At 72.4% G+C, this 23,195-nt stretch carries 23 protein-coding genes; 14 read left to right on the top strand and 9 right to left on the bottom strand.

Annotated elements, in window-relative coordinates; translation table 11 throughout:
• The first annotated feature begins 34 nt into the window (after window positions 1-34).
• Together ACFVX6_RS16970 and ACFVX6_RS16965 are read left to right on the top strand one after the other, a co-directional pair.
• Window positions 35-2,491, top strand: coding sequence for a PQQ-binding-like beta-propeller repeat protein (locus ACFVX6_RS16970; protein ID WP_389692128.1), 2,457 nt, complete (start codon window positions 35-37; stop codon window positions 2,489-2,491).
• 101 nt (window positions 2,492-2,592) lie between these two features.
• On the top strand, window positions 2,593-3,087 hold the full coding sequence (locus ACFVX6_RS16965) for a peptidylprolyl isomerase (protein ID WP_389692126.1): 495 nt from the start codon (window positions 2,593-2,595) through the stop codon (window positions 3,085-3,087).
• A gap of 103 nt (window positions 3,088-3,190) precedes the next feature.
• Here the strand turns inward: ACFVX6_RS16965 and ACFVX6_RS16960 are convergent, their stop codons facing one another.
• Window positions 3,191-4,609, bottom strand: a complete 1,419-nt coding sequence (locus tag ACFVX6_RS16960; RefSeq protein WP_389692124.1) for a BTAD domain-containing putative transcriptional regulator — start codon at window positions 4,607-4,609, stop codon at window positions 3,191-3,193.
• A gap of 287 nt (window positions 4,610-4,896) precedes the next feature.
• On the bottom strand, window positions 4,897-5,316 hold the full coding sequence (locus tag ACFVX6_RS16955) for a MarR family winged helix-turn-helix transcriptional regulator (protein ID WP_389692122.1): 420 nt from the start codon (window positions 5,314-5,316) through the stop codon (window positions 4,897-4,899).
• 156 nt (window positions 5,317-5,472) lie between these two features.
• Between ACFVX6_RS16955 and ACFVX6_RS16950 the strand changes: the two genes are divergently transcribed.
• The 10 genes from ACFVX6_RS16950 to ACFVX6_RS16905 all read left to right on the top strand — a co-directional run bounded on the left by ACFVX6_RS16950 (window position 5,473) and on the right by ACFVX6_RS16905 (window position 14,648).
• Window positions 5,473-6,933: an MFS transporter gene (locus ACFVX6_RS16950; protein WP_389692120.1), complete on the top strand. Its 1,461-nt coding sequence runs from the start codon at window positions 5,473-5,475 to the stop codon at window positions 6,931-6,933.
• 471 nt (window positions 6,934-7,404) lie between these two features.
• Entirely contained in the window at window positions 7,405-7,725 is a 321-nt protein-coding gene (locus tag ACFVX6_RS16945; protein ID WP_389692118.1) for a hypothetical protein, read from the top strand.
• A 28-nt stretch (window positions 7,726-7,753) separates the two neighbouring features.
• On the top strand, window positions 7,754-8,965 hold the full coding sequence (locus tag ACFVX6_RS16940) for an acyl-CoA dehydrogenase family protein (RefSeq protein WP_389692116.1): 1,212 nt from the start codon (window positions 7,754-7,756) through the stop codon (window positions 8,963-8,965).
• Window positions 8,962-9,879 (top strand): hypothetical protein, encoded by a 918-nt coding sequence (locus ACFVX6_RS16935; RefSeq protein WP_389692114.1) that lies wholly within the window; start codon window positions 8,962-8,964, stop codon window positions 9,877-9,879. Before ACFVX6_RS16940 ends, ACFVX6_RS16935 begins: the two co-directional genes overlap by 4 nt.
• Window positions 9,876-10,883 carry a HesA/MoeB/ThiF family protein gene (locus tag ACFVX6_RS16930; protein WP_389692112.1) on the top strand — a complete coding sequence of 336 codons (1,008 nt, stop codon included), beginning with the start codon at window positions 9,876-9,878 and terminating at the stop codon, window positions 10,881-10,883. The genes ACFVX6_RS16935 and ACFVX6_RS16930 overlap by 4 nt, the downstream gene beginning before the upstream one ends.
• 31 nt (window positions 10,884-10,914) lie before the next feature.
• The gene (locus ACFVX6_RS16925; RefSeq protein WP_389692110.1) at window positions 10,915-11,943 is read left to right on the top strand and encodes a TauD/TfdA family dioxygenase; all 1,029 of its coding nucleotides are present in this window, start codon (window positions 10,915-10,917) and stop codon (window positions 11,941-11,943) included.
• A 12-nt stretch (window positions 11,944-11,955) separates the two neighbouring features.
• Window positions 11,956-12,210: an acyl carrier protein gene (locus ACFVX6_RS16920; protein WP_389692108.1), complete on the top strand. Its 255-nt coding sequence runs from the start codon at window positions 11,956-11,958 to the stop codon at window positions 12,208-12,210.
• Complete coding sequence (locus tag ACFVX6_RS16915) at window positions 12,207-13,433, top strand: beta-ketoacyl-[acyl-carrier-protein] synthase family protein (RefSeq protein ID WP_389692106.1); 1,227 nt, start codon at window positions 12,207-12,209, stop codon at window positions 13,431-13,433. Before ACFVX6_RS16920 ends, ACFVX6_RS16915 begins: the two co-directional genes overlap by 4 nt.
• Entirely contained in the window at window positions 13,430-14,419 is a 990-nt protein-coding gene (locus tag ACFVX6_RS16910; protein WP_389692104.1) for a beta-ketoacyl-ACP synthase III, read from the top strand. Before ACFVX6_RS16915 ends, ACFVX6_RS16910 begins: the two co-directional genes overlap by 4 nt.
• 25 nt (window positions 14,420-14,444) lie before the next feature.
• Window positions 14,445-14,648: a hypothetical protein gene (locus tag ACFVX6_RS16905; protein ID WP_389692102.1), complete on the top strand. Its 204-nt coding sequence runs from the start codon at window positions 14,445-14,447 to the stop codon at window positions 14,646-14,648.
• Window positions 14,649-14,757: 109 nt separating this feature from the next.
• Here ACFVX6_RS16905 and ACFVX6_RS16900 read toward each other — a convergent pair whose 3' ends face one another.
• Window positions 14,758-15,318 carry a hypothetical protein gene (locus tag ACFVX6_RS16900; protein ID WP_389692100.1) on the bottom strand — a complete coding sequence of 187 codons (561 nt, stop codon included), beginning with the start codon at window positions 15,316-15,318 and terminating at the stop codon, window positions 14,758-14,760.
• A gap of 77 nt (window positions 15,319-15,395) precedes the next feature.
• Window positions 15,396-15,737 (bottom strand): putative quinol monooxygenase, encoded by a 342-nt coding sequence (locus tag ACFVX6_RS16895; RefSeq protein ID WP_389692098.1) that lies wholly within the window; start codon window positions 15,735-15,737, stop codon window positions 15,396-15,398.
• Window positions 15,738-15,848: 111 nt separating this feature from the next.
• Here ACFVX6_RS16895 and ACFVX6_RS16890 point away from each other — a divergent pair, with 111 nt between their 5' ends.
• Window positions 15,849-16,457 (top strand): hypothetical protein, encoded by a 609-nt coding sequence (locus ACFVX6_RS16890; protein ID WP_389692096.1) that lies wholly within the window; start codon window positions 15,849-15,851, stop codon window positions 16,455-16,457.
• 26 nt (window positions 16,458-16,483) lie between these two features.
• On the opposite strand, the gene ACFVX6_RS16885 is transcribed toward ACFVX6_RS16890, so the two are convergent.
• The 4 genes from ACFVX6_RS16885 to ACFVX6_RS16870 form a co-directional block, all read right to left on the bottom strand.
• Window positions 16,484-18,118, bottom strand: coding sequence for a hypothetical protein (locus ACFVX6_RS16885; protein WP_389692094.1), 1,635 nt, complete (start codon window positions 18,116-18,118; stop codon window positions 16,484-16,486).
• Window positions 18,119-18,220: 102 nt separating this feature from the next.
• Window positions 18,221-19,021 carry an enoyl-CoA hydratase/isomerase family protein gene (locus tag ACFVX6_RS16880; RefSeq protein WP_389692092.1) on the bottom strand — a complete coding sequence of 267 codons (801 nt, stop codon included), beginning with the start codon at window positions 19,019-19,021 and terminating at the stop codon, window positions 18,221-18,223.
• Complete coding sequence (locus ACFVX6_RS16875) at window positions 19,018-19,530, bottom strand: Zn-ribbon domain-containing OB-fold protein (protein ID WP_389692090.1); 513 nt, start codon at window positions 19,528-19,530, stop codon at window positions 19,018-19,020. The genes ACFVX6_RS16880 and ACFVX6_RS16875 overlap by 4 nt, the downstream gene beginning before the upstream one ends.
• Window positions 19,531-19,554: 24 nt before the next feature.
• Window positions 19,555-20,706, bottom strand: coding sequence for a lipid-transfer protein (locus ACFVX6_RS16870; protein WP_243339290.1), 1,152 nt, complete (start codon window positions 20,704-20,706; stop codon window positions 19,555-19,557).
• 92 nt (window positions 20,707-20,798) lie between these two features.
• On the opposite strand from ACFVX6_RS16870, the gene ACFVX6_RS16865 reads away from it, so the two are divergent.
• The gene (locus tag ACFVX6_RS16865; protein ID WP_389692088.1) at window positions 20,799-22,481 is read left to right on the top strand and encodes a FadD3 family acyl-CoA ligase; all 1,683 of its coding nucleotides are present in this window, start codon (window positions 20,799-20,801) and stop codon (window positions 22,479-22,481) included.
• 58 nt (window positions 22,482-22,539) lie between these two features.
• On the opposite strand, the gene ACFVX6_RS16860 is transcribed toward ACFVX6_RS16865, so the two are convergent.
• The coding region (locus ACFVX6_RS16860) for an MMPL family transporter (RefSeq protein ID WP_389692086.1) at window positions 22,540-23,195 on the bottom strand (656 nt) is incomplete at its 5' end.

The following is a 23,195-nucleotide window of genomic DNA, read 5'->3' as shown; positions in this document are numbered from 1 at the left end:
GGACCCCGTACGGGGATGGGTGTGGAGGCGAGTGGTGGAGCAGCTGACGCAGCACGACCCGAGACGGATCGGCCCCTTCGAGGTGCTGGGACGGCTCGGCGCCGGCGGCATGGGGCTGGTCTATCTCGCCCGGTCGGCGTCCGGACGCCGGGTGGCGATCAAGACGGTGCGCACCGAGCTCGCCGAGGACCAGCTGTTCCGCGTCCGCTTCACCCGTGAGGTGGAGGCGGCCCGCGCCGTCTCCGGCTTCTACACCGCGGCCGTCGTCGACGCCGACCCGCGCGCGGCGGTGCCGTGGCTGGCGACCGCGTACGTACCGGCGCCCTCCCTGGAGGAGATCGTCCACGAGTGCGGGCCCATGCCCGCCCAGGCCGTACGGTGGCTCGCCGCCGGCATCGCCGAGGCGCTCCAGTCGATCCACGGGGCGGGTCTGGTCCACCGCGACCTGAAGCCCTCCAACGTGCTCGTCGTCGAGGACGGCCCGCGCGTGATCGACTTCGGCATCGCCAGCGGGGTCTCCAACACCCGCCTGACCATGACGAACGTCGCCGTCGGCACCCCCGCGTACATGTCGCCGGAGCAGGCCAAGGACTCGCGCAGCGTCAAGGGCGCCAGCGACGTCTTCTCGCTCGGCTCCACGCTGGTCTTCGCCGCCACCGGGCACCCGCCGTACCACGGGGCGAACCCGGTGGAGACGGTCTTCATGCTGCTCCGCGAGGGCCCGAACCTGGAGGGGCTCCCCGACGAGCTCCGCCCGCTGATCGATTCCTGCATGCAGATGGACGCCACGCAGCGGCCGACCCCGGCCGACCTGCAGGCGCAGCTCGCCCCGCACCTCTTCGAGGGCGGCGACGAGAGCGGTACCGCTTCGGCGTGGCTGCCCGAGCGGGCCGTCGCGATGATCGAGGCCCGGCGGGCCGGCCACCGCAACGCCGCGGCCGCTGCGGCTGCGGCCGCCGCGCCGAAGCCGGCGCTTCCCCGGGCCGGCGTCTCCGCACCCATCCAGAGCGTCGGTCCCGCATCCGGTCCCGCATCCGGTCCCGCGTCCGGTCCCGCATCGGGTCCCGCCACGCACCGCAGCCGGCGCGGCGGAGCCGACCCCTGGACCGACCCGCGGACCGGCCAGGCCGTCCCGCAGCGGCCCGAGCACCCCCCGATGGCACCCTCGGGCGAGCCCGTCCGGCTCGGCGGTTCCCCGGTGCCGATCGGCCCCGGCCCGCAGGCCTCCGCCTCGGCTCCGGCCGCCCACGCGGCCGCCGCGGACTCGGCGACCGGCTGGATCCGTCCGCCCGCCGGGACCCCGGTGGCGGGCCCCGCACCCTCGGTCCTCGTACCGAACCCCGGCCCGGCCCCCGACAGCGGCCGGTGGCGGCCCTGGCGGTTCCGGATGTCGAACGAGGTCTGGGGCACCCCGACCGTCGCCGGCGACCTGCTCTACGTCACCTCCTTCGAGGTGCACGCCCTGGACGTGGCCAGCGGCCGCCGCCAGTTCAAGACCCGGGACGTCGCCTGGTCCATGGCCGTCTCCGACGGGCGCATCCACGCCTCCGACGGCCCTTCCCTCTACGCCCTCGACGCCGGCGACGGCTCCGAGCGGTGGCGGCTGTCCGCCGATGCCTGGGTGTACGCCCTGCGCGCCGACCGGGGCACCGTCGTCACCGCCACGCGCGGAGGCGGCGTACAGGCCTGGGAGTCGTCCAGCGGGCACAAGTTGTGGGAGCTGTCCGGCGCGCAGAGCGAGTTCGAGACCGTCGAGGCGGCCCCCGTCCTGCACGATGGCACGGTCTACGTGTGGCAGGACGCCCGGCTGCGCGCCCTGGACGCCCGCTCCGGCCGCGAGTCCTGGTCCTATCCGGTCGGCGACGCCGGCTCCTGCGGGAACGTGCCCGTACGGGTCACCCCCGCCCCCGACGGCAACGTCTACGTCGCCGCCGGCACCCGGGTGATCTCCATCGACCGGGCCTCGGGCCGGGTCCGCTGGCACTTCGAGGCCCCCGCCGTGTTCCTCGCACCCCCGGCCTTCGCCCCCGGCGCGGCCGTCACGGGCGGCGGGGTCTACCTCGCGGACTACCTGGGCACCGTCTACGCCCTGGACGCGGCCACCGGCAAGGACCGCTGGCGCATCGCCACCGAGCCCCGGCAGTCCGCCGACCCGGTTCTGGTCGCCGCCGGCAACGTCCACCTGGCCGCGGGCAGCGCCGTGTACACGCTCGACGCGGTCACCGGCACCCCGAAGTGGCGGTTCGCGGCGGGCGGCGAGATCACCGGTTCCCCGGCGGTCGCGGACGGCCGCGTCCACTTCGGATCGGCCGACCACTGCCTGTACACCCTCGATGCGGCGGGCGGCCAGCTCCGCTGGAAACTGGCCACCGGCGGGGAGATCACGGGCGCCCCGGTGGCCGAGGCGGGCGTGGTCTACGCGTGCAGCAAGGACCGCTGCGTCTACGCGCTGGACGCCGCCAAGGGCACGGGGACCCGTACGGGCGGCTGACCCGGTCCGGCCGCCGTCTGAGCTGGGGCTGAGCCGTCCGGGGGCCCCGTCGCGGCCCCCTCGGGGTCGCGCACCGCACGAGGAGTGACAGGATGGACCCCATGAGCAACGTATTCTTCGACATCAAGATCGACGGCGCGGACGCCGGTCGCATCGTCTTCAACCTCTTCGACGAGGTCGTCCCGAAGACCGCCCAGAACTTCCGCGAGCTGTGCACCGGCCAGAACGGCTTCGGCTACGCCGGCTCCGGCTTCCACCGCGTCATCCCCCAGTTCATGCTGCAGGGCGGTGACTTCACCAACCACAACGGCACGGGCGGCAAGAGCATCTACGGCGAGAAGTTCGCCGACGAGAACTTCACCCTGAAGCACGACCGCAAGTACCTCCTGTCGATGGCGAACGCCGGCCGCAACACCAACGGCTCGCAGTTCTTCATCACCACCGTCCTCACCCCGTGGCTCGACGGCAAGCACGTCGTCTTCGGCGAGGTCGTCGAGGGCCAGGAGATCGTCGACACGATCGAGAAGCTCGGCTCCCCCTCGGGCTCCACGAAGGGCAAGATCGAGATCGCGGCGTCCGGCGTCGTCGAGGCCTGATCCCCACCCCGCCCGCAACGGCTGGCCGGCCCCGCCCCCTCAGGGGGACGGGGCCGCCGTCATGTCGGGGGCCGGGGCGGGGGTGAGCGGGCCGGAGCGCGTGTCAGACCATCACGGTGGTCGACCAGGGCACGGCCGCGTTCCAGCCCGGCCAGAGGCGATCGGGTGCGGCGCGGGCGGTCAGCACCACGAGCAGCGGGGTGCGCCCCGCCTCGCGGATCACCTCGCCGACGCAGTCCGGGACCGCGCCCCGTACGAGGTGCAGGTTCTCGGCGACCACCACCAGCGGGCGGTGCGGGGTGGCGCGGCGCAGGGCGGCGCGCAGGTCGTCGCCGAGTGCGGCGCCGTCCGGGCCGGTGCGGACGTGCCAGACGGTGACCTGGCCGTCCTGGTGGAGCCGGCTCGTGAGCTCGGAGAGCAGCCGGCCGTGGCCTCCGGCGATGCCCGCGCCGGTGACTCCGGTGACTCCGGTCGTTCCGGTGAGCGTCACGACGTGCGGGCGCTGCTGGCGCTGGACGAAGGCCAGCAGGGCGAAGAGCAGGTCGAGTTCGGGGTCGGGCCGCGAGCTGAAGTCCAGATCGTGGCCGTCCGTGCCCGCGGCCGGGAGCAGGGCGGGGTCCTGGTTGATGATCGCCTGGTGCAGGTCCCGTACTTCGCGGCCCGGCTGGACGCCGAAGTCCCGGCTCAGCTGCTGCTGGAGCCGTTCGTACGCCCGCAGGGCCTCGGCCTGGCGGCCCGCGCGGTAGAGGGCGAGCATGAGCAGGTGGCACGAGCGCTCCCGGGAGGGCTCGGCGGCCGTCGTGGCTTCTAGGGAGCGGATCACCTCGTGGTGGCGTCCGTTGCGCAGTTCGGCGTCGCAGAAGTCTTCGAGGGCCGCGGCCCGGGCGCTGTCCACCATCGCCAACTCGGGCCAGTCCACGCCGGATTCGGCGAGTTCCTGTCCGGCCCGGCCCCGCCACAGGCCCAGTGCGGCCCGCAGGGAGCGGGAGGCGCTCTCGGGCTGTCCGGCGGCCAGTGCGCTGCGGCCCCGGTCGGCGAGGATCCGGAACCGGGCCAGGTCCAGGGCTTCCGGTGCCATCCGGAGCACGTAGCCCGGGGCCTGGCTGACCAGGGAGGCGACGTGGTCGGGTATGTCGCCGCGGGCCAGTACTCCGCGCAGGGCCGAGACGGTGTTCTGCAGTACCTTGCGCGCCGTGGGCGGGGCGTCCCCGCCGGGCCACAGGACCTGCATGAGGTCGCCGGTGGCGACCACTTGGTTGGCGTGGAGCAGTAGGAAGGCGAGGACCGCGCGCTGGTTCATGCCGCGCAGCGGGAGCGGTCCGGCGGCGGTGACGATCTCCAGCGGCCCGAGGAGCCGGAAGGAGACCTTCGGGTCGACCGCGGTGCCCGGGCGGACCGCACCGGGCGGGCCGGTCCTGGCACGTGTCAGTACTGCGCTGCGTGCGCCGGGCTGGGCCGCCACGCGCGGCCGGTGGGCCGGGTGGCTGCCGGAAAGCGTAGGCGGCCTCGTCTGGTGGAGCATGTTTTCCCCCGTATCCAACTGCCGTCGGCGCGGGCGCGGCGGGCCGTGGTGCGGCCGCGCGTGCCCGAGCTTCCTGAGGGGGTGTTCGGGACGGGCCCGGCGCGCAGGTATCGCGCGCACATGCAGGGCCCGCCCGATGACGGCGACCGCGTGGCCGCCCCCTCCGGTCGGCCGTCTTCGGTTGTCCTTAGCTCATATCCGTAGCTCGTTCGGACAGAAGATTCGCGGCTGAGCCGGGACGCTACCAGGGGGATCGACGGCGTCAGCGGATGCTTTTGCTACTTCGGCTAGTCCGCCTGGTGGGTGGCGGAAAGGCCGATAACGTTGCGAACGTCCTCGCTGCTTTCGGTCATTTCGCGCAGGATCGTTTCCATGGTGGAGGAGGACTGAGAGAAGAGTTCCCGGCCGGCCGGTGTGAGCTGGGCGTCGAAGCCCCTCCGGTCGTTGGAGCACGGCCTTCGCTCGACATAGCCGGCATTGATCATCTGGGCCAGCAGGCGTGAGACCTGTGGCTGGCTTCTGGAGGCGCGGGAGCTGAGTTCACCGGCTCGGATCCAGCCGTCGGCGCGCATCATCACGTCCATGATCTCGAAGGCGCTGGCGCACAGGCCGTGGTGCTCGGCCAGGACGCGTTCGGCGGCCTGATTGATCTGCGCGCAGGCGCGGGCCACGGACACCCATCGATCGGTCAGAGCTGTTTCTGTCACCCCCTCATCGTAGGTTCGCGATCCGCTCTTGTCGATGCAGGCGCATGAATGTACTGTGCGGATCAAGATCGATGCATTCGCATACATCTTTTACTCGTTTCGCGAAGTTCCACCCAGAGATGCACCCAGAGCTACACCCCAGACGAAGGAGACGTGGTGACCGAGCAGACGCTGGCACCCCAGACAGCCGGGCAGGACGCGGAAGAAGCGCCCGCCCAGGCCCCCGGCAAGGCCCCCTGGACCACCCTCGTGGTGGTCGGCGTCGCCCAGCTGATGGTCATGCTGGACTCGACGGTCGTGAACGTGGCACTGCCCTCGATCGGGGCCCAACTGCCCGCCGATCCGACCGCCCTGCAGTGGACCATCAGCGCGTACGTCCTGATGCTCGGCAGCCTGCTGCTCTTCGGCGGCCGCGTCTCCGACGTCTTCGGCCGCCGCCGCACCTTCGTCACCGGCCTCTCGGTCTTCGCCGTGGCCTCCGTGCTCTGCGGCATCGCCGGCAATCAGGAGCTCCTCGTCGCGGGCCGCGCCCTCCAGGGCGCCGGAGCCGCACTGCTCTCCGCGGCCGCCCTCTCCATCATCCTGGCGGTCTACCAGGACGAGGAGCAGCGCAAGATCGCACTGACCGCCTGGAGCGGCCTCGGCGTGATCGGCGCGACCATCGGCGTGGTCCTGGGCGGTCTGATCGTCACGGCGATCAGCTGGCGCTGGGCCTTCCTCATCAACATCCCGGTCAGCATCGCGGCCCTCATCGGCGCCCTGCGCGCCATGCCCGCCCTCAATACGAGCAACGGCCGCAAGCTGCGCCTGCCCTCCGCGATCGTGTCGACCGCCGGGCTCGCGGCCCTGTCCTTCGGCCTGATCCGGCTGCACGAGGGGTTCGGCGACCCGACCGCCTGGAGCAGCATCGGCGCCGCCGTGGTCCTGCTCACCGTGGTGACCTTCATGGAGATCGGACAGGCCGACCCGCTGCTCCCGCTGCACCTGCTGCGCAAGCCCACCTACTGGCTGTCCAGCGTCGGCCTGCTCCTGGTGGCCAGCGTCATGATCAGCAGCTCCTTCCTGGCCAGCATGTACTTCCAGCGGGTCCACGAGATGAGCGCCTTCGTCACCGGCCTCTCGCTGCTCCCCATGGGCCTGGCGGCCCTCGTCGTCGCCATGGTCGCGCCGGCCCTGGCCAATGCGCTGGGCCTCGGCGGCATGTACGTGCTCGGCGCCGCCCTGCAGCTCGTCGGTACGGGCATCCTGGCGACCGGCAGCGACAGTGTCGCGCTGACCATCGTCGCTCTGGCGGTCATCGGCGCCGGCCTGCCGGCCTGCTTCGTCCCGCTGTTCGGCATCGGCACCTCGCACGTCAAGCTGGAGGAGTCGGGCGTCGGATCCGGGCTGCTGAACACCTTCAACGAGACCGGCGCCGCCCTCGGCATCGCCGTCATCGGCACCATCCTCATGACCTCGGTGGACAGCGGCCTCGACGGCGGGGATTCGGTCGCCGACGCGACCACCGCGGGCGTCGGCAACGGCTTCCTCGCCCTGACCGTGTGCTCCGCCGTCGCCATCGTGATCGCCCTCGCGCTGAGGTCGCTGACCCGCGCCCCGCAGGGCGCCGACGCCTGACCCGGCCCCGGCCTCGGCTTCGGCTTCGGCCCCGGCCTCGGCTTCGGCTTCGCGAAACTGGATAGTTCCCCCTGAACGTGGGCTTGCAGCCTCCCCCGCCTGCAAGCCCACTTCGCGTTTCCCGGCCAGGGCGGGCCGGCTTTTCCGTGTATTCGGATCAGGGAATTCCGCCCCCGATGGACATCCGGTTACCGCCCGCTGGAGGACGGATTCCACTCCTGTGGAGGGGCGGTTGAATTCGTGGACAGGGTCGGTCCGGGGTCGGTAGCTTCATGATCAACCGGTTGTCCGGTGCTGCGAAAGAGGAAGCCCCGACGGAATTCCGGACCGGACCTCTCCGGTCCGTCCCGCATTCCGCGCGGACGTGATTCCACCGGTCATCCGGAGAGGGTCCGCAGCGCAATTCGACGCCTGCACGGCAACCGGTGCCCCTACGTGATCCCATTCCCCCACGAACGCGAAGGACTTCGCATGGCCATGTCGCCCGAAGAGATCCCGAACACCCTGTCCGCGGCGGCGAAGGCCGCCCCCGCCTGGCAGGCCGCGGGCGCCACCGTCCGCTTCGTGATCTCCGAGCCCGGAGCCGAACTCACGCTGGACCCGCAGGGCGCCCTGACGGAAGCCGATCCCACCCACGTGTTCGGCATCAGCTACGCCGACCTCGACGACCTCGCCGCGGGCCGCCGCACCTTCCTGCGGACCGTCACCAGTCGCCGCGTCTCCGCCCGCGGCCCCGTCATGCAGACGTTCGCCGTCGGGCAGGCCTTGACGACCTTCGCCCTCCCGCGCTGAACGCCCCGTCCACCAGCAAGGAACCACGATGACGTACACGCACAACCCGGCCGCCCACCCGCTGCTCGACCCCTTCGAGGCCGACTTCCTGAACCAGGTCGTCGCCTTCGCCCGTGACGAGGTCGCCCCCGGTGCCGCCGAGCGCGACCGGATCGAGAAGGGCCACCTCGACTGGGACACCGTCCGCAAGGGCCACGCCCTCGGTCTGCTCCGGATGGCCATCCCGCGCGAGTTCGGCGGACTCGGCCTGAGCCAGCTCGCCCTCGCGCTGACCCTGGAGGAGCTGGCCTCCGCCGACCCCGGCATGGCACTGGTCTTCGGTGCCACCGGCCTGTTCCAGACCCCGCTGCTGATCTGCGAGAACCCGGCGCTCCAGGAGAAGTACCTCCCCGCCTTCCTCGGCCCGGAGCCGGTCCTCGCCTGCAACGCGGTCGCCGAGGAGCGCAACGGAACCGACCTGGTGCTGCCGCAGCAGGCGCCCTACGCCCAGGACATGACGGTCGCCCGCCGCTCCGGCAGCGAATACCTGCTGACCGGCACCAAGCGCTACATCACCAACGCCCCGGTCGCCACGTACGCCACGGTCATGGCCAACCTGGACGAGGGCCAGGGCTCGACGGGTCTGACCTGCTTCGTCACCGAGCTGGAGCAGGACGGCGTCACCCGCGGCGAGATCCACGACAAGGTGGGCTACCGCACCGCCCCCGCGGGAGAGCTGATCCTCGACAACGCCCGGGTGCCCGAAGAGAACGTCATCGGCGACGAGCGCGGCGGCTGGGACCTCAACGTCGCGATCGGCAACCTCACCCGCGTCACCTGCGCCGCCGTCTCCACCGGCATCGCACGCCACGCCCTGGACCGCGCGGTCGCATGGGCCGGCACCCGCCGGCAGGGCGGCCGACTGCTCTTCGAGCACCAGATGTCCGCCCGCAAGCTCGCCGACATGTCCGCCCGGGTCTCCGCCGCCCGCGCCCTCTACCTCGACGCCGTGCTGAAGGCCGACACCGTCATCCCGACCCCGGCCTACGAGCCCGCCGTCGCGAAGCTGGTCGCCGACCGCGCCGCCATCGACAACGCCGACGCCGCGATGAGCCTCATCGGCGCCGCCGCCTTCCAGCGGGAGGACGGCATGGACCGGGTCCTGCGCGACGCCTACGGCCCCCGCATCTACGAAGGCAGCCCCGAGGCGCTCGCGCTGGTCATCACCGGCGAGTTGTTCGGCGTGCCGGAGGTCCGGTGACCACCGCCACCCCCACAGCGACCGCCGCCCCCACGGTCTCGCGTCACGGCGCCACCAAGGCCTCGTACCGGGAGAGGACGCTGCGCGACGCCGGTGCGATCGCCCTGCCCGACCTGGACCACCACGTGGACGGCGAGCCGCTGTTCCGCTCCGCCAGCCCCGAGGGCCTGCTGACCCTGACCGTGCGCGGAGACCAGCTCCCCGCCGCGTACCTCGACGACGTCTACCGGTTCCGCCTGGCCCAGTACCTCAAGCGCGGCTGGCTCAACGAGGAGGTCGCGGCCGCCGCCGACCTCACCGCCGAGCCGTACGACGACCACGCCCTCCGGGACCAGCACACCCTGGTCGTCGAGGAGGAGACCGGCCGGCTGCGCGGCTACGGCACGCTGGCCCACACCCGCAGCCCCGTACACACCCTGCTCGGGGACGCCGCCCACCTGCCGTTCGTCGTCGAACGCGACTACGGCCTGCGGCTCGCCGACGAGCTCGGCGCGACCACCCCGTCCCACCACGTGTGGGAGGGCAAGCGGCTCGTGCGCGACTACGCGATGGCCCGCTCCCAGGCAGCCGTGTCCGTTCCCTGGTGGGTCTACCGGGGCTGGGCCGAAGGCTGCCTGCGGGCCCTGGCCGAGGACGGAGCGGCGATCGTCGGAGACGGCAAGCCGGGCGGAGCCGTCCTCCAGCTGTCCCTGCTCGGCTTCCACACCCGGATGCTCGACGTGCCCGCCAACCCGGCGGACGCCACTGACCTGTTCGCACCCATGTGGGACCAGCAGCAGCGCTCGTACCCCTTCGTCCTCACCGACGCGAACGCGCTGCGACCCACCCTGTCCCACCTCGACGCGATCCTCGCGTCCGGGGAAACCGGGTCGGTCGCGGCCCGGCTGACCGCGTTCAAGGAGCAGAGGGCATGAGCCGCCAGTCCGACCGGAGCAGCCAGTCCGACCAGAGCAGCCCGCCCGACGTGGGCACCCCCGCGGAAGCCCGCGAGCTGGACGAGGAGCTCTACTACGCCTCCCTCACCCAGCGGAACCGCGGCCTGATCCCCGCGGCGCTCCAGGAGCAGATCCGGCACACCCCCCTGCTCATCGCGGGCTGCGGCTCCATCGGCGGCGCCACCGTGCAGCCGCTGGGCCGGATGGGGTACCGGGACTTCGTCCTCGCGGACGTCGGCACCTACGAGCTGAACAACCTCAACCGCCAGCACGCCACCGTCGACGACCTGGGCCGCAACAAGGCCGAGGTCGGCGCCGACGCCCTGCGCGCCATCAACCCGCACGTCCGGGCCGAGGTGGTGCCCGTGGGCATCACCCCCGAGAACGTACGGGAGTTGGTCCGGCGGGCCGAGGTCATCGTGGACGGGGTCGACGTGACCACCCCGTCCGGCCTGCGCGCGAAGATCGCCCTGCACCAGGAGGCGTGCCGCCAGCGCAAGCCCCTGGTCACCGGCTGGGACATGGCGGGCATGCTCGCGGCCCAGTGCTTCGACTACCGGCTGGTCCGGCGGATCTTCGACGGCCAGCTGCTGGCCGAGGACGCCGACGTGCTGAGCACCTGGGAAGTGATCTTCCGCATCGCCCCCCGCTCGCACATCCCCGGCGAGATGTACCGCGAACTCCGCCGCGGGCTGGGCCGCCCCGACTACAGTGTGCCCCAACTCACCGAAGCAGCAACCCAGTTCGGATCGCTCGCGGTCCACATGGTCAACCGGATCGTGGCGGGCGAGGACGTGCCGCGCACGGTGGCCGTCGACGTCCACCACATCGCCCTGACCCCCGTGCGCCGGGTCGCGGACCGGGTCGGCCGCCACTGGGAGAAGGCCCGTTTCCTGAACCACCTTCCGCGCGAGCAGGCCTGGCGCGGATTCAGCCCCGCCGCCGTATACCGGCTCGGTCGCCGTTCCGCACCGGCCGCATAGAAGGCCGGCCGCACAGAAGGAAAGCCCCCACATGAGAAAAGAATTCACCTACGCCGACGCGCGCGCGACCGGGATCCTGCTGAGCGAGACCGAGTCCGAGATCATCGAAGCCGCCGCGCTGAGGATGGCCGCGCAGTACGCGGCGTACTCACTGCACAGCAGCGACCTCCTGCACGCCGTGGAACTCGCCGCGGCCGCACTGCCGAGCGAGGTCCGGCGCGCGCTCATCTCCTTCCGCGACCAGGGCAACACGAGCGGCACCCTGCTGCTGCGCGGCCTCCCGCTGGGCAGCCTGCCGGCCACCCCCGACCGCCCGGAGGACGAGCCGGACTGGTCCGAGGTCTCCGTGGCCACCCTCAGCCAGCTGATGGTGATGTCGGTCCTGGGCCGCGCGATCTCGTACAGGGACGAGAAGAACGGCAACCTGGTCCAGGACGTCAGCCCCAAGCGCGGCGCCGAGACCCGCCAGGAGAACAGCGGCTCCATCCTGCTCGAACTCCACACGGAGGACGGGTTCCACCCCGCCGCCCCGCACTTCCTGAGCCTGATCTGCCTGCGTGGCGACCGCGACGGGCGCGCCGCCACGGTGACCGGCGGGATCGGAGACGTCCTGCCGGAGCTCGACGAGGAGATCGTCGCCACGCTGCGCCGGCCGGAGTTCAGGACCAAGTTCAGCACCTCCTTCGTGCACGACACCGACGAGGAGGTGCTGACCCCGCCGGTGCCGGTGCTCTCCGGCACGGAGGCCAACCCGGACCTGCGGGTGGACTTCCACGGCACGGTCGGCACCACGCCGGCGGCCCGGGCAGCGCTCGCCGCGCTGGAGGACGCCGTACTCGGCTGCCTGCGCGGCATCGTGCTGGAACCCGGCGAGCTGATCATCCTCGACAACCGCCGCACCGTGCACGGGCGTACGGGCTTCAGCCCGCGCTACGACGGCGCGGACCGCTGGCTGCGCCGCTCCTTCGCGCTGGCCGACCTGCGCCCGGTCCTCCACGACCTCGGCGAGGGCCGCATCCACAACGCGATCACCGCGTCCCCCCTTTCGTACGCCCCCTGACGGAGGAACACCATGTCCGCAGCCCTGAGCGCCACCCTGACCCGGATCGTCGTCGAGAACCTGGAGGCCGACGCCGACGCCCTGACCGACGAGGCCACCCTCGCCGCCCTCGACCTCGACTCCCTCGCCATCGCGGAGCTGATCCTGCTCATCAAGGAGGAGACCGGCGCCGACCTCAGCAGCGAGGAGACCAGCCTCGGCGAGCTCACCATCCCCGCCCTCGCGCAGCTGGTGACCACGACGCTGGACAGCGAGAAGCCCGCATGAGCGCACCGGCACCGGCACCGGCCGTCGTCGTGACCGGCACCGGCATGATCACGCCGGTCGGTACCGACACGGACTCGACCTGGGACGCGGTCCGGCGCGGCGAGTCCGGCGCCGGGCTCGCCCCCGCCCCGGGGGTCTCCCGGGACCTGCAGTGCCGCACCGTGGCTCCGTTCGGCGCCGAACTGCTGCCCGGCCGCGGCACCGCGAACCTGGACCCCTTCATCCGGTTCGCGCTCGTCGCCGCCGACCAGGCCATCGCCGAGGCCGGCCTCGACCCCGCCGCCTGGGACGGCAGCCGGGTCGGCATCGTCGTCGGCTGCGGCCTCGGCGGAGCGGCCACCCTGAGCACGGCGCACGGCCGGCTCGCCGAGCGCGGACCCGACGCCGTCTCTCCGTACGTGCACCCCCGCTCGCTCATCAACATGGCCGCCGGGATGCTCGCCATCCGCCACCACGTCACCGGTCCGAGCCACACCGTCGTCGCGGCCTGCGCCTCCGGCGCCGTGGCCGTCGGGGTCGGCCGCGACCTGATCCGCAGCGGCGCCTGCGACATCGTGATCGCCGTCGGCACGGACGCCGGGGTGGTCCCCGTGATCGCGGCGGGCTTCGCCGCGATGGGCGCCCTCACCGACAGCGCCGCGGACGACGCCTCGCGGCCGTTCGCCGCGGACCGCTCCGGCTTCGTACTCTCCGAGGGCTCGGCCGCCCTCGTACTGGAGCGGGAGGACGGGGCGCGGGAGCGCGGTGCCACCCCGCAGGGCCGCATCCTCGGGTACGCCTTCACCACCGACGCGCACCACCCGGTCGCCCCGCACCCCGAGGCCGTCGGCGCCGAGGCCGCGGTACGGGCCGCGCTGGCGGACGCCGGGCTCACCCCGGCGGACGTGGACCACGTCAACGCGCACGGCACCTCGACCCCGTACAACGACCGGAGCGAGGGGAAACTGATCAACCGCCTCTTCCCGCACCGGCCGAGCGTCACCGCCAACAAGGGACTGCTCGGGCACAGCCTGGGCGCAGCGGGAGCCATCGAGGCCGTGCTGACCCTGCGGACCCTGACCACGGGCATCGTGCCGCCCACCGCGCACACCCCGGCAGTGGACCCGGAGCTGGCGGGCCTGGACCTGGTGGTGGACAAGGAACGGCACCAGAACCCCGCGGTCGCGGTCAGTCACTCCTTCGGTTTCGGCGGCTCCAACTGCGTCCTGGTGATGGGCGCATGAGCAACCTCAAGATCCCCGCCGTCCTAGCCGGCCTGGGCACCTGCCTGCCCGCGCGGACGGTCACCAACGACGACCTGGCACAGCGGCTGGACACCTCGCACGAGTGGATCCACAGCCGTACCGGAATCGCCCGGCGCCGCGTCGCGGACCCCGGCACGGGCACCGCCGAACTGGCGGCGGCCGCGGGTTCCGCTGCCCTGGAATCGGCCGGCCGGGCCTCCTGCGACCTGGTCCTCGTGGCCACGACCACCCCGGACCGGGCCTGCCCCGCGACCGCCCCGCAGGTGGCGTCCGCCATGGGTCTGACCGGCGTCGCCGCCTTCGACCTGTCGGCCGTCTGCTCCGGCTTCGTGTACGGGCTGTCCGTCGCCGCGGCCATGATCGGCGCCGGTACGTACGCGAGCGTCCTGGTCATCGGCGCGGAACGCTATTCGGCGATCGTCGACCCCGAGGACCGTGGCACGGCCGTCATCTTCGGGGACGGCGCCGGCGCGGTGCTGCTCGAACGCGGCCGGGAGCCGGACGGGCAGGGAGACGGCCGGGGAGTGGTCCTGCACACCGAGCTGGGCAGCGACGGCACCGGCATCGACCTGATCACCGTGCCGCCCGGCGAGCGGTACCTGCGCATGGAGGGCCGCGAGGTCTACACCCGGGCCGTGCCCACGATGGTCCGGTCGGCGCGCAGCGTCGCGGAAGCGGTCGGCTGGCGCCCCGAGGACATCGACGCGTTCGTCGGCCACCAGGCCAACCTGCGGATCCTGGAGTCGGTGGCCAAACGACTCGGTCTGCCGCCCGAGCGCGTGATCGCCAACATCGAGGACGTCGGGAACACGGCCGCCGCGTCCATCCCGCTGGCCCTGGCCTGGGCCGCGGACCGGGGCCGGCTCACGCCCGGTGACCGGGTGGTCCTCACCGCCTTCGGCGGCGGCCTGACCTGGGGCTCGGCGGCCCTGCTGTGGCCGGACGTACGCCCGGTCCACCGCTGACCTCCCGACGAAAGGCACCACGACCGTGACGACCACACCCGCATCCGCATCGGCGGACCGCTACACCCGCTACCGGATCTCCCTGGGCTCCGGCGCCGGAGCATCCCAAACCCTCACCCAGTGGCTCCCCCTGGCCGCCCTGGCGGCCACGAACGACGCCCTCCCCACCCCACCCCGCCGCCGCCGGACCCGAGCTCGGGCGGGCAAAATCAGCCCCTCCGGCGTTTGAGGAGCGGGGTCCGGGGCGGAGCCCCGGGGAACGGTGGAAGGGCGGGTAGGGGACAACCCCGCAGGGCCACCGGCCGCACCCGCCCACCAGACCTGCCCGCCCCGAGGCGCTACGAGTGATCCTGCGGCGGGGGTGGCCAGGCCGACGGGGTCGGGGGATGGGCGGGGTCCTCGACCGGCTCCCGGTACGGCTCGCGGTAAGGCTCCTGGGACGGCTCGGGGACCGGCTCCCGGGCGACCCGGTCGCGGCGGCGGGGGCGGCCGCTCATCACGGCCGCCGCGAGGACGAGCAGGGCGCCGGCGCCGAAGGCGTTGGCGAGGCCGTCGCCGAGGCCCGTGCCGTCGCCGCCGACCGAGAGGCTCCCCGCGGCCTGGCCCTGGCGGACCATCCACAGCACGGCGAAGCCGAGGACGACGACCCCGGAGAAGGCCATGAGCAGCCGGGAGCGCAGCACGATCGCGACGAGCGCGAGCAGGGCGGCGAAGAGGAACGGCAGCAGCAGCGAGCCCAGCAGGGCGGCCTTGTCGTCGGTGATCCCGGCAGAGCCGAAGAGCTCCTCGATGCGGTAGTCGCGTCCGTGACGGCCGTCGTACCAGGCACGGAAGGGGCTCCAGACGGCGGCCGTCGCTCCGATCAGACCCAGGAGCGAGCCGAGTACGTTGCGGATCATGCCCGGCCCTCCGGGGGAGTGGGTCTGGATCTCGATCCCGACGCTACGCCCGCCCCCGGAGTCCCGCACGCGGAGGTCTACGAGGGGAGCGCCGGGGGAAACACCCGCAGCACCGGTGCCTCGGCCAGCAGGGCCGCCGTGCGCGACAGGGCCCCCGCCAGGTGCGGGGAGGCCAGGTGGGCCTCCCAGGACGCGCCGTCCGCCCACTCCTCCAGGATGACCCAGGCACCCGGAGCGCTCGGGTCCTCGTAAGCGCGGTAGGAGATGTTGCCCGCTTCGGCCCGGGTCGGCGCGACCAGGGACAGGGCCTGCGCGCGGACCTCCGCCTCCAGACCCGGCCGGGCCTGGAGGCGGGCGATCGCCGTGATGACGCCGGCGCCCGTGGCGTCGCTGGTGGTGGCCGTGGTCTCGTCGGTCATGGTGTGTCCCCCCGGGAGCGATGGTGACTGGTGGCGGCCACCGTACCGTTGCGTCTTTCTCGCCTCCTGATAGCGTGCCGCCCGTTGTTCAACGGGGGAGGGGTTCGGACCATGGTGGTCACGGGACGGCGGGTCAGGCTCACGGCGGTGCTGGTGGGCGTGGTGCTCGCGTTGACGGGGTTCTCGTCGACGGGCGGCAGCGGCGGCAAGAGCAAGAGCAAGAGCAGCGGAGGCGGGTGCTCCAGCTCCAAGAGCAAGTCGAAGAAGAAGAGCTACAGCGGTACGAGCGGGAGCGGCGGCGGCTCCACGGCCACGCCCACCGAGACCCGGCCGCTCGCGCACGCGGAGGTCGTCACCTGCGCCGGCCCGTCCGCGGCGAAGGCCACCGTCAAGGTCACCTCCGACGCGGCGGCCGGGCACACCTTCCGCGTCCCGCTGGTCTTCGAAGGCGCCTCCGGCCGGGTCGACTCCGGCTCCGTGGAGCTTGCGCTCAAGGCGGGCGAGAGCCGGACGGTCGACGTGCCGATGACGAGCGCGGCCGAGGCGCCCGAGGTCACGCGCTGCACGGTGGGCCCGATCCAGACCCTGTCGACCGCGTCGCCCACCCCGACGTCCGGCTCCGGGAGCAGCGGGTCGGTCACCACCGGCGGCAGCACGGGCGGCAAGACCCCGGGCAGCACGGGCAAGCCGAAGCCCAAGTCCACGAGGAAGACCCGCTGACCCGCTGACCCGCCGGGCCGTACCGGCTACGGGGTGACGACGACCTCGTCCACGCGGCTGACGGCGTTGAGGTGCCGGTTGTCCGCGGTGTCGTAGCGGGCCTGCCAGGAGCCGGTCCGGTTCGCGGTGAAGCTCTTCCTGAAGGTGCCGTCGGCGGCCGTCGTGGACGAGCCCATCCAGGTCCAGGCGGTGCTTCCGGCGGGCTGGAAGTAGTAGACGACGCTCTGGTTGGCGAGGGGCTTCCAGGTGGGGTCGGCGTGGTTGAGCTTGCCGGTGACCGTGATCGGCGTGCCCTTCTTGGCGGGTTCGGGCGCGGCGTTGAACTCCGGGATGGCCGTGTTGGTGCGCTCGAACCGGACGGCGGGCGTCACGGAGCCGGGGATGGAGGGGGTGCCGGCGTACCGGAGCCGTACGTAGCCGGGGCCCGTGTAGGGCAGCTTCTGCTCGATCTTGTAGCCGCCGGCGTTCCAACCGGGCTTGGTGGGGACGGCGACGCTCTTGCGGCTGGTCCAGCCGGTCTTGCCGTCCGCCGAGTACTCCACGTCGACCTTGAGCGAGGTGGTTCCCTCCGGGAACTCGCCGCGCCAGAACGTGCTCGACACGTAGACGTACCTGTCCGCCCCGGCCCCGGCCGTGAAGCCCTGGAAGAACGTCCCGGGCGTGACGTCCACCTTCAGGGTCGCCTTGGAGCCGAACCAGACCGAGTGGGGCTTGACGTCCAGGATGCCGTCCTCGGTGAGCCGCCTGACGAGGGTGAACCGGCCCGCCGCGTCCGTGCGGCCGGAGCTCCAGTTTCCGGCGACGATCGGCATCGTGGTCGGCAGGGGCTTCCACGTGCCGTCGGCGGACTTCCACGTGGCGGTCCCGTTGACCTTCGCGCCCGCGCCGTAGGCGCCGGTCACGGTGGGGGTGTCCAGCTTGAGGTCGGCTTCGACGGGCGCCACCGGGACCGTCACGGACGCGCCGTCCCGGCTGCCGTTCAGCTCGGTGGCGAGGTCGAACTCCATCTGGGCGCCGTCCGGGGCCTTGAGGAAGTCGGTGTGGGTGATCCCGAACTTCGCTTCGAAGTGGCCCTTGGCATCGGCGGTCCGCACCGTGGTCTCGGAGCCCCTCTTGGCGGTGAACGTGGCCCCCGGGTACGGCTTGGACGAGCCGTCGACGGGGTTGTAGACCGTGAGGTCACCGGAGACCACCGTGTCGAGGTGCTCCACCGATACCGGGCTCGACTTCACGTTCGAGAAGGCCGGCCGCACCAGGTACCTGAGGGTCCCGCTGTCGTTGTGGACGACCCTCTCGCCCTGGGTGCCCGTGTATTCGAGGTCGATGGTGTACTCCCCGAGCTCGGGGAGCTTCACCGGGTCGCTCTGGAAGAACGAATTCGGGGGTTCGCTCCCGCAGTCCCGCTGCGAGCAGTCGTCCGCCCGGCGCGTGAACAGCGTGAGGGTGGTGATCGGTTCGGACGACCCCTGCTTGCGCAGGTGCGCCTTGAGACCCTTGGGTACCCCCAGATCCCAGTCCATGGTGGAAACGATGACGCGCTCCTGCCACGAGTACGCGTAGACGTCCGGGTACGGGTCGGCGGCCCGGGCGACCGTGGGCACCGCCCAGACGGTACCCACGGCCATCGCCGTGCTGAGGACTGCACTGACGCGCTTCTTCATCTTTCCCCCTGGTGACTCGGCTGCTCCGATCACCTCAGAGACCGCCCACCGGGGCCGATGGTTGTACGGGAAGCGCCATGCGGGAAGCGCCGTACGGAAACGTCAGCGCACCCGCGGCTCCGCCCCGGACCCCCCGCGCCGCCCGGCGAACAACTCCGCCTGCCGCTCCGGCGGCAGGTTCCCGAGCGCGATCAGTCCCGGAGCCTGCGCCAGCGCCTGCTGGAGCGCGGCCTGCTTCGCCGCCCACAGGGACCGTACGGTGCCCTGCACGCCCTCCGTCGGGAAGCCGGCCAGCGTCTCGGCCGCCCGCAGGGCCGCCGGGAGCAGCGCCTCGGGCTCCGCCAGCTCGGAGACCAGGCCGATCTCGTACGCCCGCTGCGCGGAGAGCCGTTCCGCCGTGCCCATCAGGGACATCCGGGCGGCCTCGCCGAAGGGCATGCGCTGCGCCATGTAGATCGCCTCGTAGGCGCTGACCATCCCGTAGCTGGTGTGCGGGTCGAAGTACGTCGCGGACGCGGAGGAGATGATGAACTCCGACTCGCCCAGCAGGTAGAACGCCCCGCCGCAGGCCATGCCGTTGACGGCGGCGATCACCGGTTTCCACAGGTCGTTCGCCTTGGGCCCGATGGCGACGAGCGGGTCGTCCACCGAGTACGGCGAGGACGGCTGCGGCACCTCCACGCCCCGGTCGATTCCGGTGCAGAAGGCCGCCTGCCCGGCGCCCGTCAGGACGATCGCCCGCACCTCGTCCTCGTAGCGGAACTCCCGCCACACGCGCGCCAGTTCGGCTGCCGTCCCGAGGTCGATCGCGTTGTGCTTGCGCTCCCGGTCCAGGGTGACGACCGCGACCCCGGTGGTCTTGTCCCGCTCCACCCGCAGTCCCGGGGTCCGGTCGGCCGTCATGACTTCTCCAGCACCCAGCGGGGAACCGCCGGCCCGCCCGTCTCGGTGAACACCACCTGGACCCGCGCGCCGATGCGCAGCCGCGCCGGGTCCATCGAGTCCAGCGGGGCGTCGGCGGAGGTGACGAGGTTGCCGACGAGGCGGATCTGCGGGGCGTCGGCCAGCTCCACGAGGATCACGTTGTACGGGGCCTGCGCGGCGTACGCGGGCAGCAGCGGCGGGTGCGGCCGTACGTACGACCAGATCCGGCCCCGGCCGCTCATCTGGCGCCACTCGGAGTCGAAGGACCGGCAGTGCGGGCAGCAGGGGCGGGGCGGGAAGCGCAGCTTCCCGCAGGTGGGCGCGGCACAGGCCTGGATGCGGAGTTCGCCCTGGGCCGCGTACTCCCAGAAGGGGGCCCCGTCCTCGTCGGGGACGGGGAGGAGGAGCTCGTCCGCGGGAGGAGGGGAAGTCGGGGGTGTCGGGGGCGTCGGCGGCGTCGGTGGGGTCACGGGCGTGGTGGTGGTCATCGTCCTCTTCAGCTCCTCGGGTCCTCAGGCTCGCAGCAGGATGGCGGACGTCGGGACACCCTCGCCCGCGGTCACCAGGCAGGTCGCGGCGTCGGGGACCTGGGCGGTGGAGATGCCGCGGAGCTGCTTGACGCCCTCGTTGATCAGGTTGAAGCCGTGCACGTAGGCCTCGCTGAGGCCGCCGCCGCCGGTGTTGATGGGGAGCCGGCCGCCGATCTCCAGGGCGCCGCCCTCGGTGAAGGAGGCGCCCTCGCCGCGCCCGCAGAATCCGTAGCCCTCGAGGGAGAGCGGGATCAGGGGGGTGAAGGCGTCGTAGATCTGGGCGACGTCCACGTCCTGGGGGCCGAAGTCGGCTTGCTTCCACAGGTGTCGGGCGGCGGTCCAGGCGGGGCCGGACAGCGGGTCGTCGTTCCAGTAGTTGACCATGCCGTGGTGCTGGGAGGGCAGGCCCTGGGCGACGGAGTGGACGTAGACGGGCTTCTGGCGGCAGTCGCGGGCGCGTTCGGCGCTCACGATGACGCAGGCCAGGGCGCCGTCGGTCTCCAGGCAGTTGTCGAACAGGCAGAGCGGGTCGCTGATCATGCGGGCGGTCATGTACATCTCGCGGGTCAGCGGGCGTTCGTACATCATCGCGGCCGGGTTCTCGTTGGCCCGGTTGCGGCAGGCCATCGCGACGTTGAAGAGGTGGTCGCGGGTGGCGCCGTACTCGTGCATGTAGCGGCGGGCCAGCATGCCGATCTCGTCGGCGGGGCGCAGCAGGCCGAAGGGGCGGGTCCACTGGCCGGGGGTGGGGAGCTGGACGGCCGTGTTCTTCCACGGCCGCGGTCCCGAGCCGCGCTTGCGGGAGCGCCAGGCCACGCCGACGCTCGCCTGGCCGGTGGCGACGGCGGCGGCCAGGTGGCCGACGGTGGCGCAGGAGCCGCCACCGCCGTAGCCGATCTTGGAGAAGAAGGTGACGTCGCCGGCGCCGATGGCTTTGGCGACCTCGACCTCGTCGGTCTCCTCCATGGTGTAGGAGGAGAAGGCGTCGACCTCGGACGGGTCTATGCCCGCGTCGTCGAGCGCCGCGAGAATGGCCCGGCAGGCCAATTCCTTTTCGGACTGCGGCAGTTGTTTGGCAAAGGCGGTCTGCCCGATGCCGACTATCGCCGTAGCGTCCTTGAGCGTTGCCGCCATCGCCACCTCCGGGGTGCACCAGTACTGACAGCCGCGAAGGCTACAGCTAATCTGACGGATAGTCAGCTACTGGTATCGCGGGAGGGCGGACGATGGACGAGGACGAGGGCGCGCGCGGGGGCACGGACACGGCGGATGCGGCGGCGGTGGCGGCCGCGGCGGACGCGGCGGAAGACGGACGGGCCGATCTCGCCTGGACCAGCATCGGCGGTCTCGTCCGGGATGCCGCCGCGCGCTATGCCGACCGCGAGGCCGTCGTCGACGGGCGGGTCAGGATCGACTACGCGCAGCTCGGCGAGCGCGTCGAGCGGGCCGCCGCGGCCTGCATGGCCGCCGGCGTGGAACCGGGGGACCGGGTCGCCGTCTGGGCTCCCAACACCCTCGAATGGATCGTCTCCGCCCTCGGCGCCGTCTCCGCCGGAGCCGTCCTCGTCCCCCTCAACACCCGCTTCAAGGGCTCCGAGGCCGCCTACGTCCTCCAGCGCAGCCGCGCCCGGCTCCTCTTCGTCACCGGCACCTTCCTCGGCACCTCCTACGTCGCCTCCCTGCGCCGCGCAGCCGCCGAGGGCGAGGGCTCCGGGCCGCTGCCCGGCCTGCCCCACCTGGAGCAGGTCGTCGTCCTGTCCGAGGACGCCCCGGACTCCTTCCGCACCTGGAAGGAGTTCCTGACCGGCGGCGACTCCGTGACCGCCGAGGCCGTCCGGGCCCGTACGGACGCGATCCCCGCCTCCGCCCCCTCGGACATCATCTTCACCTCCGGCACCACCGGCAGCCCCAAGGGCGCCGTCATCTCGCACGCCCAGTCCCTGCGCTGCTACGAGGTCTGGAGCGAGCTCGCCGGACTGCGCGAGGGCGACCGCTACCTGATCGTGAACCCCTTCTTCCACACCTTCGGCTACAAGGCAGGGGTCATCGCCTGCCTGATGCGCGGGGCCACGATGGTCCCCCAGCCCGTGTTCAACGTGGACACCGTCCTCGCCAACATCGCCGCCGAGCGGATCTCCGTACTCCCCGGCCCGCCCACCCTGCACCAGTCCCTCCTTGACCACCCCCAGCGCGACCACCACGACCTGTCCGCCCTGCGCCTGGTCGTCACCGGCGCCGCGGTGGTCCCGCTCCAGCTCGTCGAACGGCTCCGCGGCGAACTGCACATCGGCACCGTCCTCACCGCGTACGGGCTCTCCGAGGCGAGCGGCATCGTCACCATGTGCCGCCGCGGCGACCCGGCGGAGATCATCGCGTCGACCTCGGGCCGGGCCATCCCCGGGACGGAGGTCAGGGTCGTGGGCGCGGACGGCGGGCCCCAGCCCACGGGCCGGGCCGGGGAGGTGTGGGTACGCGGCCACCACGTGATGCAGGGCTACTTCGAGGACCCGGCCGAAACCGCCGCGGCCATCACCCCCGAGGGCTGGCTCCGCACCGGGGACGTCGGCGTCCTCGACGCCGCCGGGAACCTGCGCATCACCGACCGGATCAAGGACATGTTCATCGTCGGCGGCTTCAACGCCTACCCCGCCGAGATCGAGCAACTCCTCGGCCTGCACCCCGACATCGCCGACGTGGCCGTGGTCGGCATCCCCGATCCGCGGCTGGGCGAGGTCGGCAAGGCGTACGCGGTCCGCCGCCCCGGCGCGGTCCTCACGGCCGACGACCTGATCGCGTGGTCACGCCGGGAGATGGCCAACTACAAGGTCCCGCGGGAGGTGGAGTTCGTCTCCGAACTCCCGCGCAACGCGAGCGGCAAGGTCCTCAAACGAGAACTCCGCACCCGCTGAGGGCGGGTCGGCTGCCACGGCGTCACCGTCGAGAGCCTTGTGCCAGCGGGCGCGGTGCCTATTGGGGGACGGCCGTCGACGCGTTCTCGGTGAGCCCGAACCGGGCGTGCAGGGCGCGCAGCGGGGCCGGGGCCCACCAGTTGGCCCGGCCCGCCAGCCGCATCGAGACCGGCACCAGCACCGCCCTGATCAGCGTGGCGTCGATGAGGATCACCGCGACCATGCCGATGCCCAGCATCTTGAGGAAGACGATCCCGGAGGAGGCGTACGTGGCGAACGAGGCCGCCAGGACGACCGCCGCCGAGGTGATCAGCGGGCCGCCGCGCTCCAGGCCGAGGGCCACCGCGGCGATGTTGTCGCCGGTGCGGTCGTACTCCTCCTTGATCCGCGACAGCATGAACACCTCGTAGTCCATGGAGAGTCCGAAGGCGGTGCAGAACATCAGGATGGGGATGCTGGGCTCGATGGAGCCGCTCGGCGTGAAGCCCAGCACCCCGGACAGGTGGCCCTCCTGGAAGATCCAGACGAGGAGTCCGGCCATCACTCCCATGCTGAGGGCGTTGAGCAGGATGGCCTTGGCCGGGAGCAGCAGGCTGCCGGTCATCAGGAACAGAACGAGGAAGGTGGCCACCAGGATCAGCCCGAGCACCAGGGGGAGCCGGTCGCTCAACCCGGTGCGGAAGTCCTGTAGTTCGGCGGGGTAGCCGCCGAACC

Source organism: Streptomyces sp. NPDC058289 (genome assembly GCF_042880975.1).
In the GTDB taxonomy this organism is placed as follows: domain Bacteria; phylum Actinomycetota; class Actinomycetes; order Streptomycetales; family Streptomycetaceae; genus Streptomyces; species Streptomyces stoeckheimensis.
Note: the sequence above shows the minus strand (reverse complement) of the source record. Positions and strands in the feature narration are given on the sequence as shown.

What these genes read in the sequence shown, in the direction of transcription:
- ACFVX6_RS16965 (WP_389692126.1), top strand. Translation starts at nt 2,593, where the DNA reads ATGAGCAACGTATTCTTCGACATCAAGATCGACGGCGCGGACGCCGGT.
- ACFVX6_RS16960 (WP_389692124.1), bottom strand. Translation starts at nt 4,609, where the DNA reads ATGCTCCACCAGACGAGGCCGCCTACGCTTTCCGGCAGCCACCCGGCC.
- ACFVX6_RS16945 (WP_389692118.1), top strand. Translation starts at nt 7,405, where the DNA reads ATGGCCATGTCGCCCGAAGAGATCCCGAACACCCTGTCCGCGGCGGCG.
- ACFVX6_RS16940 (WP_389692116.1), top strand. Translation starts at nt 7,754, where the DNA reads ATGACGTACACGCACAACCCGGCCGCCCACCCGCTGCTCGACCCCTTC.
- ACFVX6_RS16930 (WP_389692112.1), top strand. Translation starts at nt 9,876, where the DNA reads ATGAGCCGCCAGTCCGACCGGAGCAGCCAGTCCGACCAGAGCAGCCCG.
- ACFVX6_RS16925 (WP_389692110.1), top strand. Translation starts at nt 10,915, where the DNA reads ATGAGAAAAGAATTCACCTACGCCGACGCGCGCGCGACCGGGATCCTG.
- ACFVX6_RS16920 (WP_389692108.1), top strand. Translation starts at nt 11,956, where the DNA reads ATGTCCGCAGCCCTGAGCGCCACCCTGACCCGGATCGTCGTCGAGAAC.
- ACFVX6_RS16915 (WP_389692106.1), top strand. Translation starts at nt 12,207, where the DNA reads ATGAGCGCACCGGCACCGGCACCGGCCGTCGTCGTGACCGGCACCGGC.
- ACFVX6_RS16910 (WP_389692104.1), top strand. Translation starts at nt 13,430, where the DNA reads ATGAGCAACCTCAAGATCCCCGCCGTCCTAGCCGGCCTGGGCACCTGC.
- ACFVX6_RS16900 (WP_389692100.1), bottom strand. Translation starts at nt 15,318, where the DNA reads ATGATCCGCAACGTACTCGGCTCGCTCCTGGGTCTGATCGGAGCGACG.
- ACFVX6_RS16895 (WP_389692098.1), bottom strand. Translation starts at nt 15,737, where the DNA reads ATGACCGACGAGACCACGGCCACCACCAGCGACGCCACGGGCGCCGGC.
- ACFVX6_RS16890 (WP_389692096.1), top strand. Translation starts at nt 15,849, where the DNA reads ATGGTGGTCACGGGACGGCGGGTCAGGCTCACGGCGGTGCTGGTGGGC.
- ACFVX6_RS16885 (WP_389692094.1), bottom strand. Translation starts at nt 18,118, where the DNA reads ATGAAGAAGCGCGTCAGTGCAGTCCTCAGCACGGCGATGGCCGTGGGT.
- ACFVX6_RS16880 (WP_389692092.1), bottom strand. Translation starts at nt 19,021, where the DNA reads ATGACGGCCGACCGGACCCCGGGACTGCGGGTGGAGCGGGACAAGACC.
- ACFVX6_RS16875 (WP_389692090.1), bottom strand. Translation starts at nt 19,530, where the DNA reads ATGACCACCACCACGCCCGTGACCCCACCGACGCCGCCGACGCCCCCG.
- ACFVX6_RS16870 (WP_243339290.1), bottom strand. Translation starts at nt 20,706, where the DNA reads ATGGCGGCAACGCTCAAGGACGCTACGGCGATAGTCGGCATCGGGCAG.
- ACFVX6_RS16865 (WP_389692088.1), top strand. Translation starts at nt 20,799, where the DNA reads ATGGACGAGGACGAGGGCGCGCGCGGGGGCACGGACACGGCGGATGCG.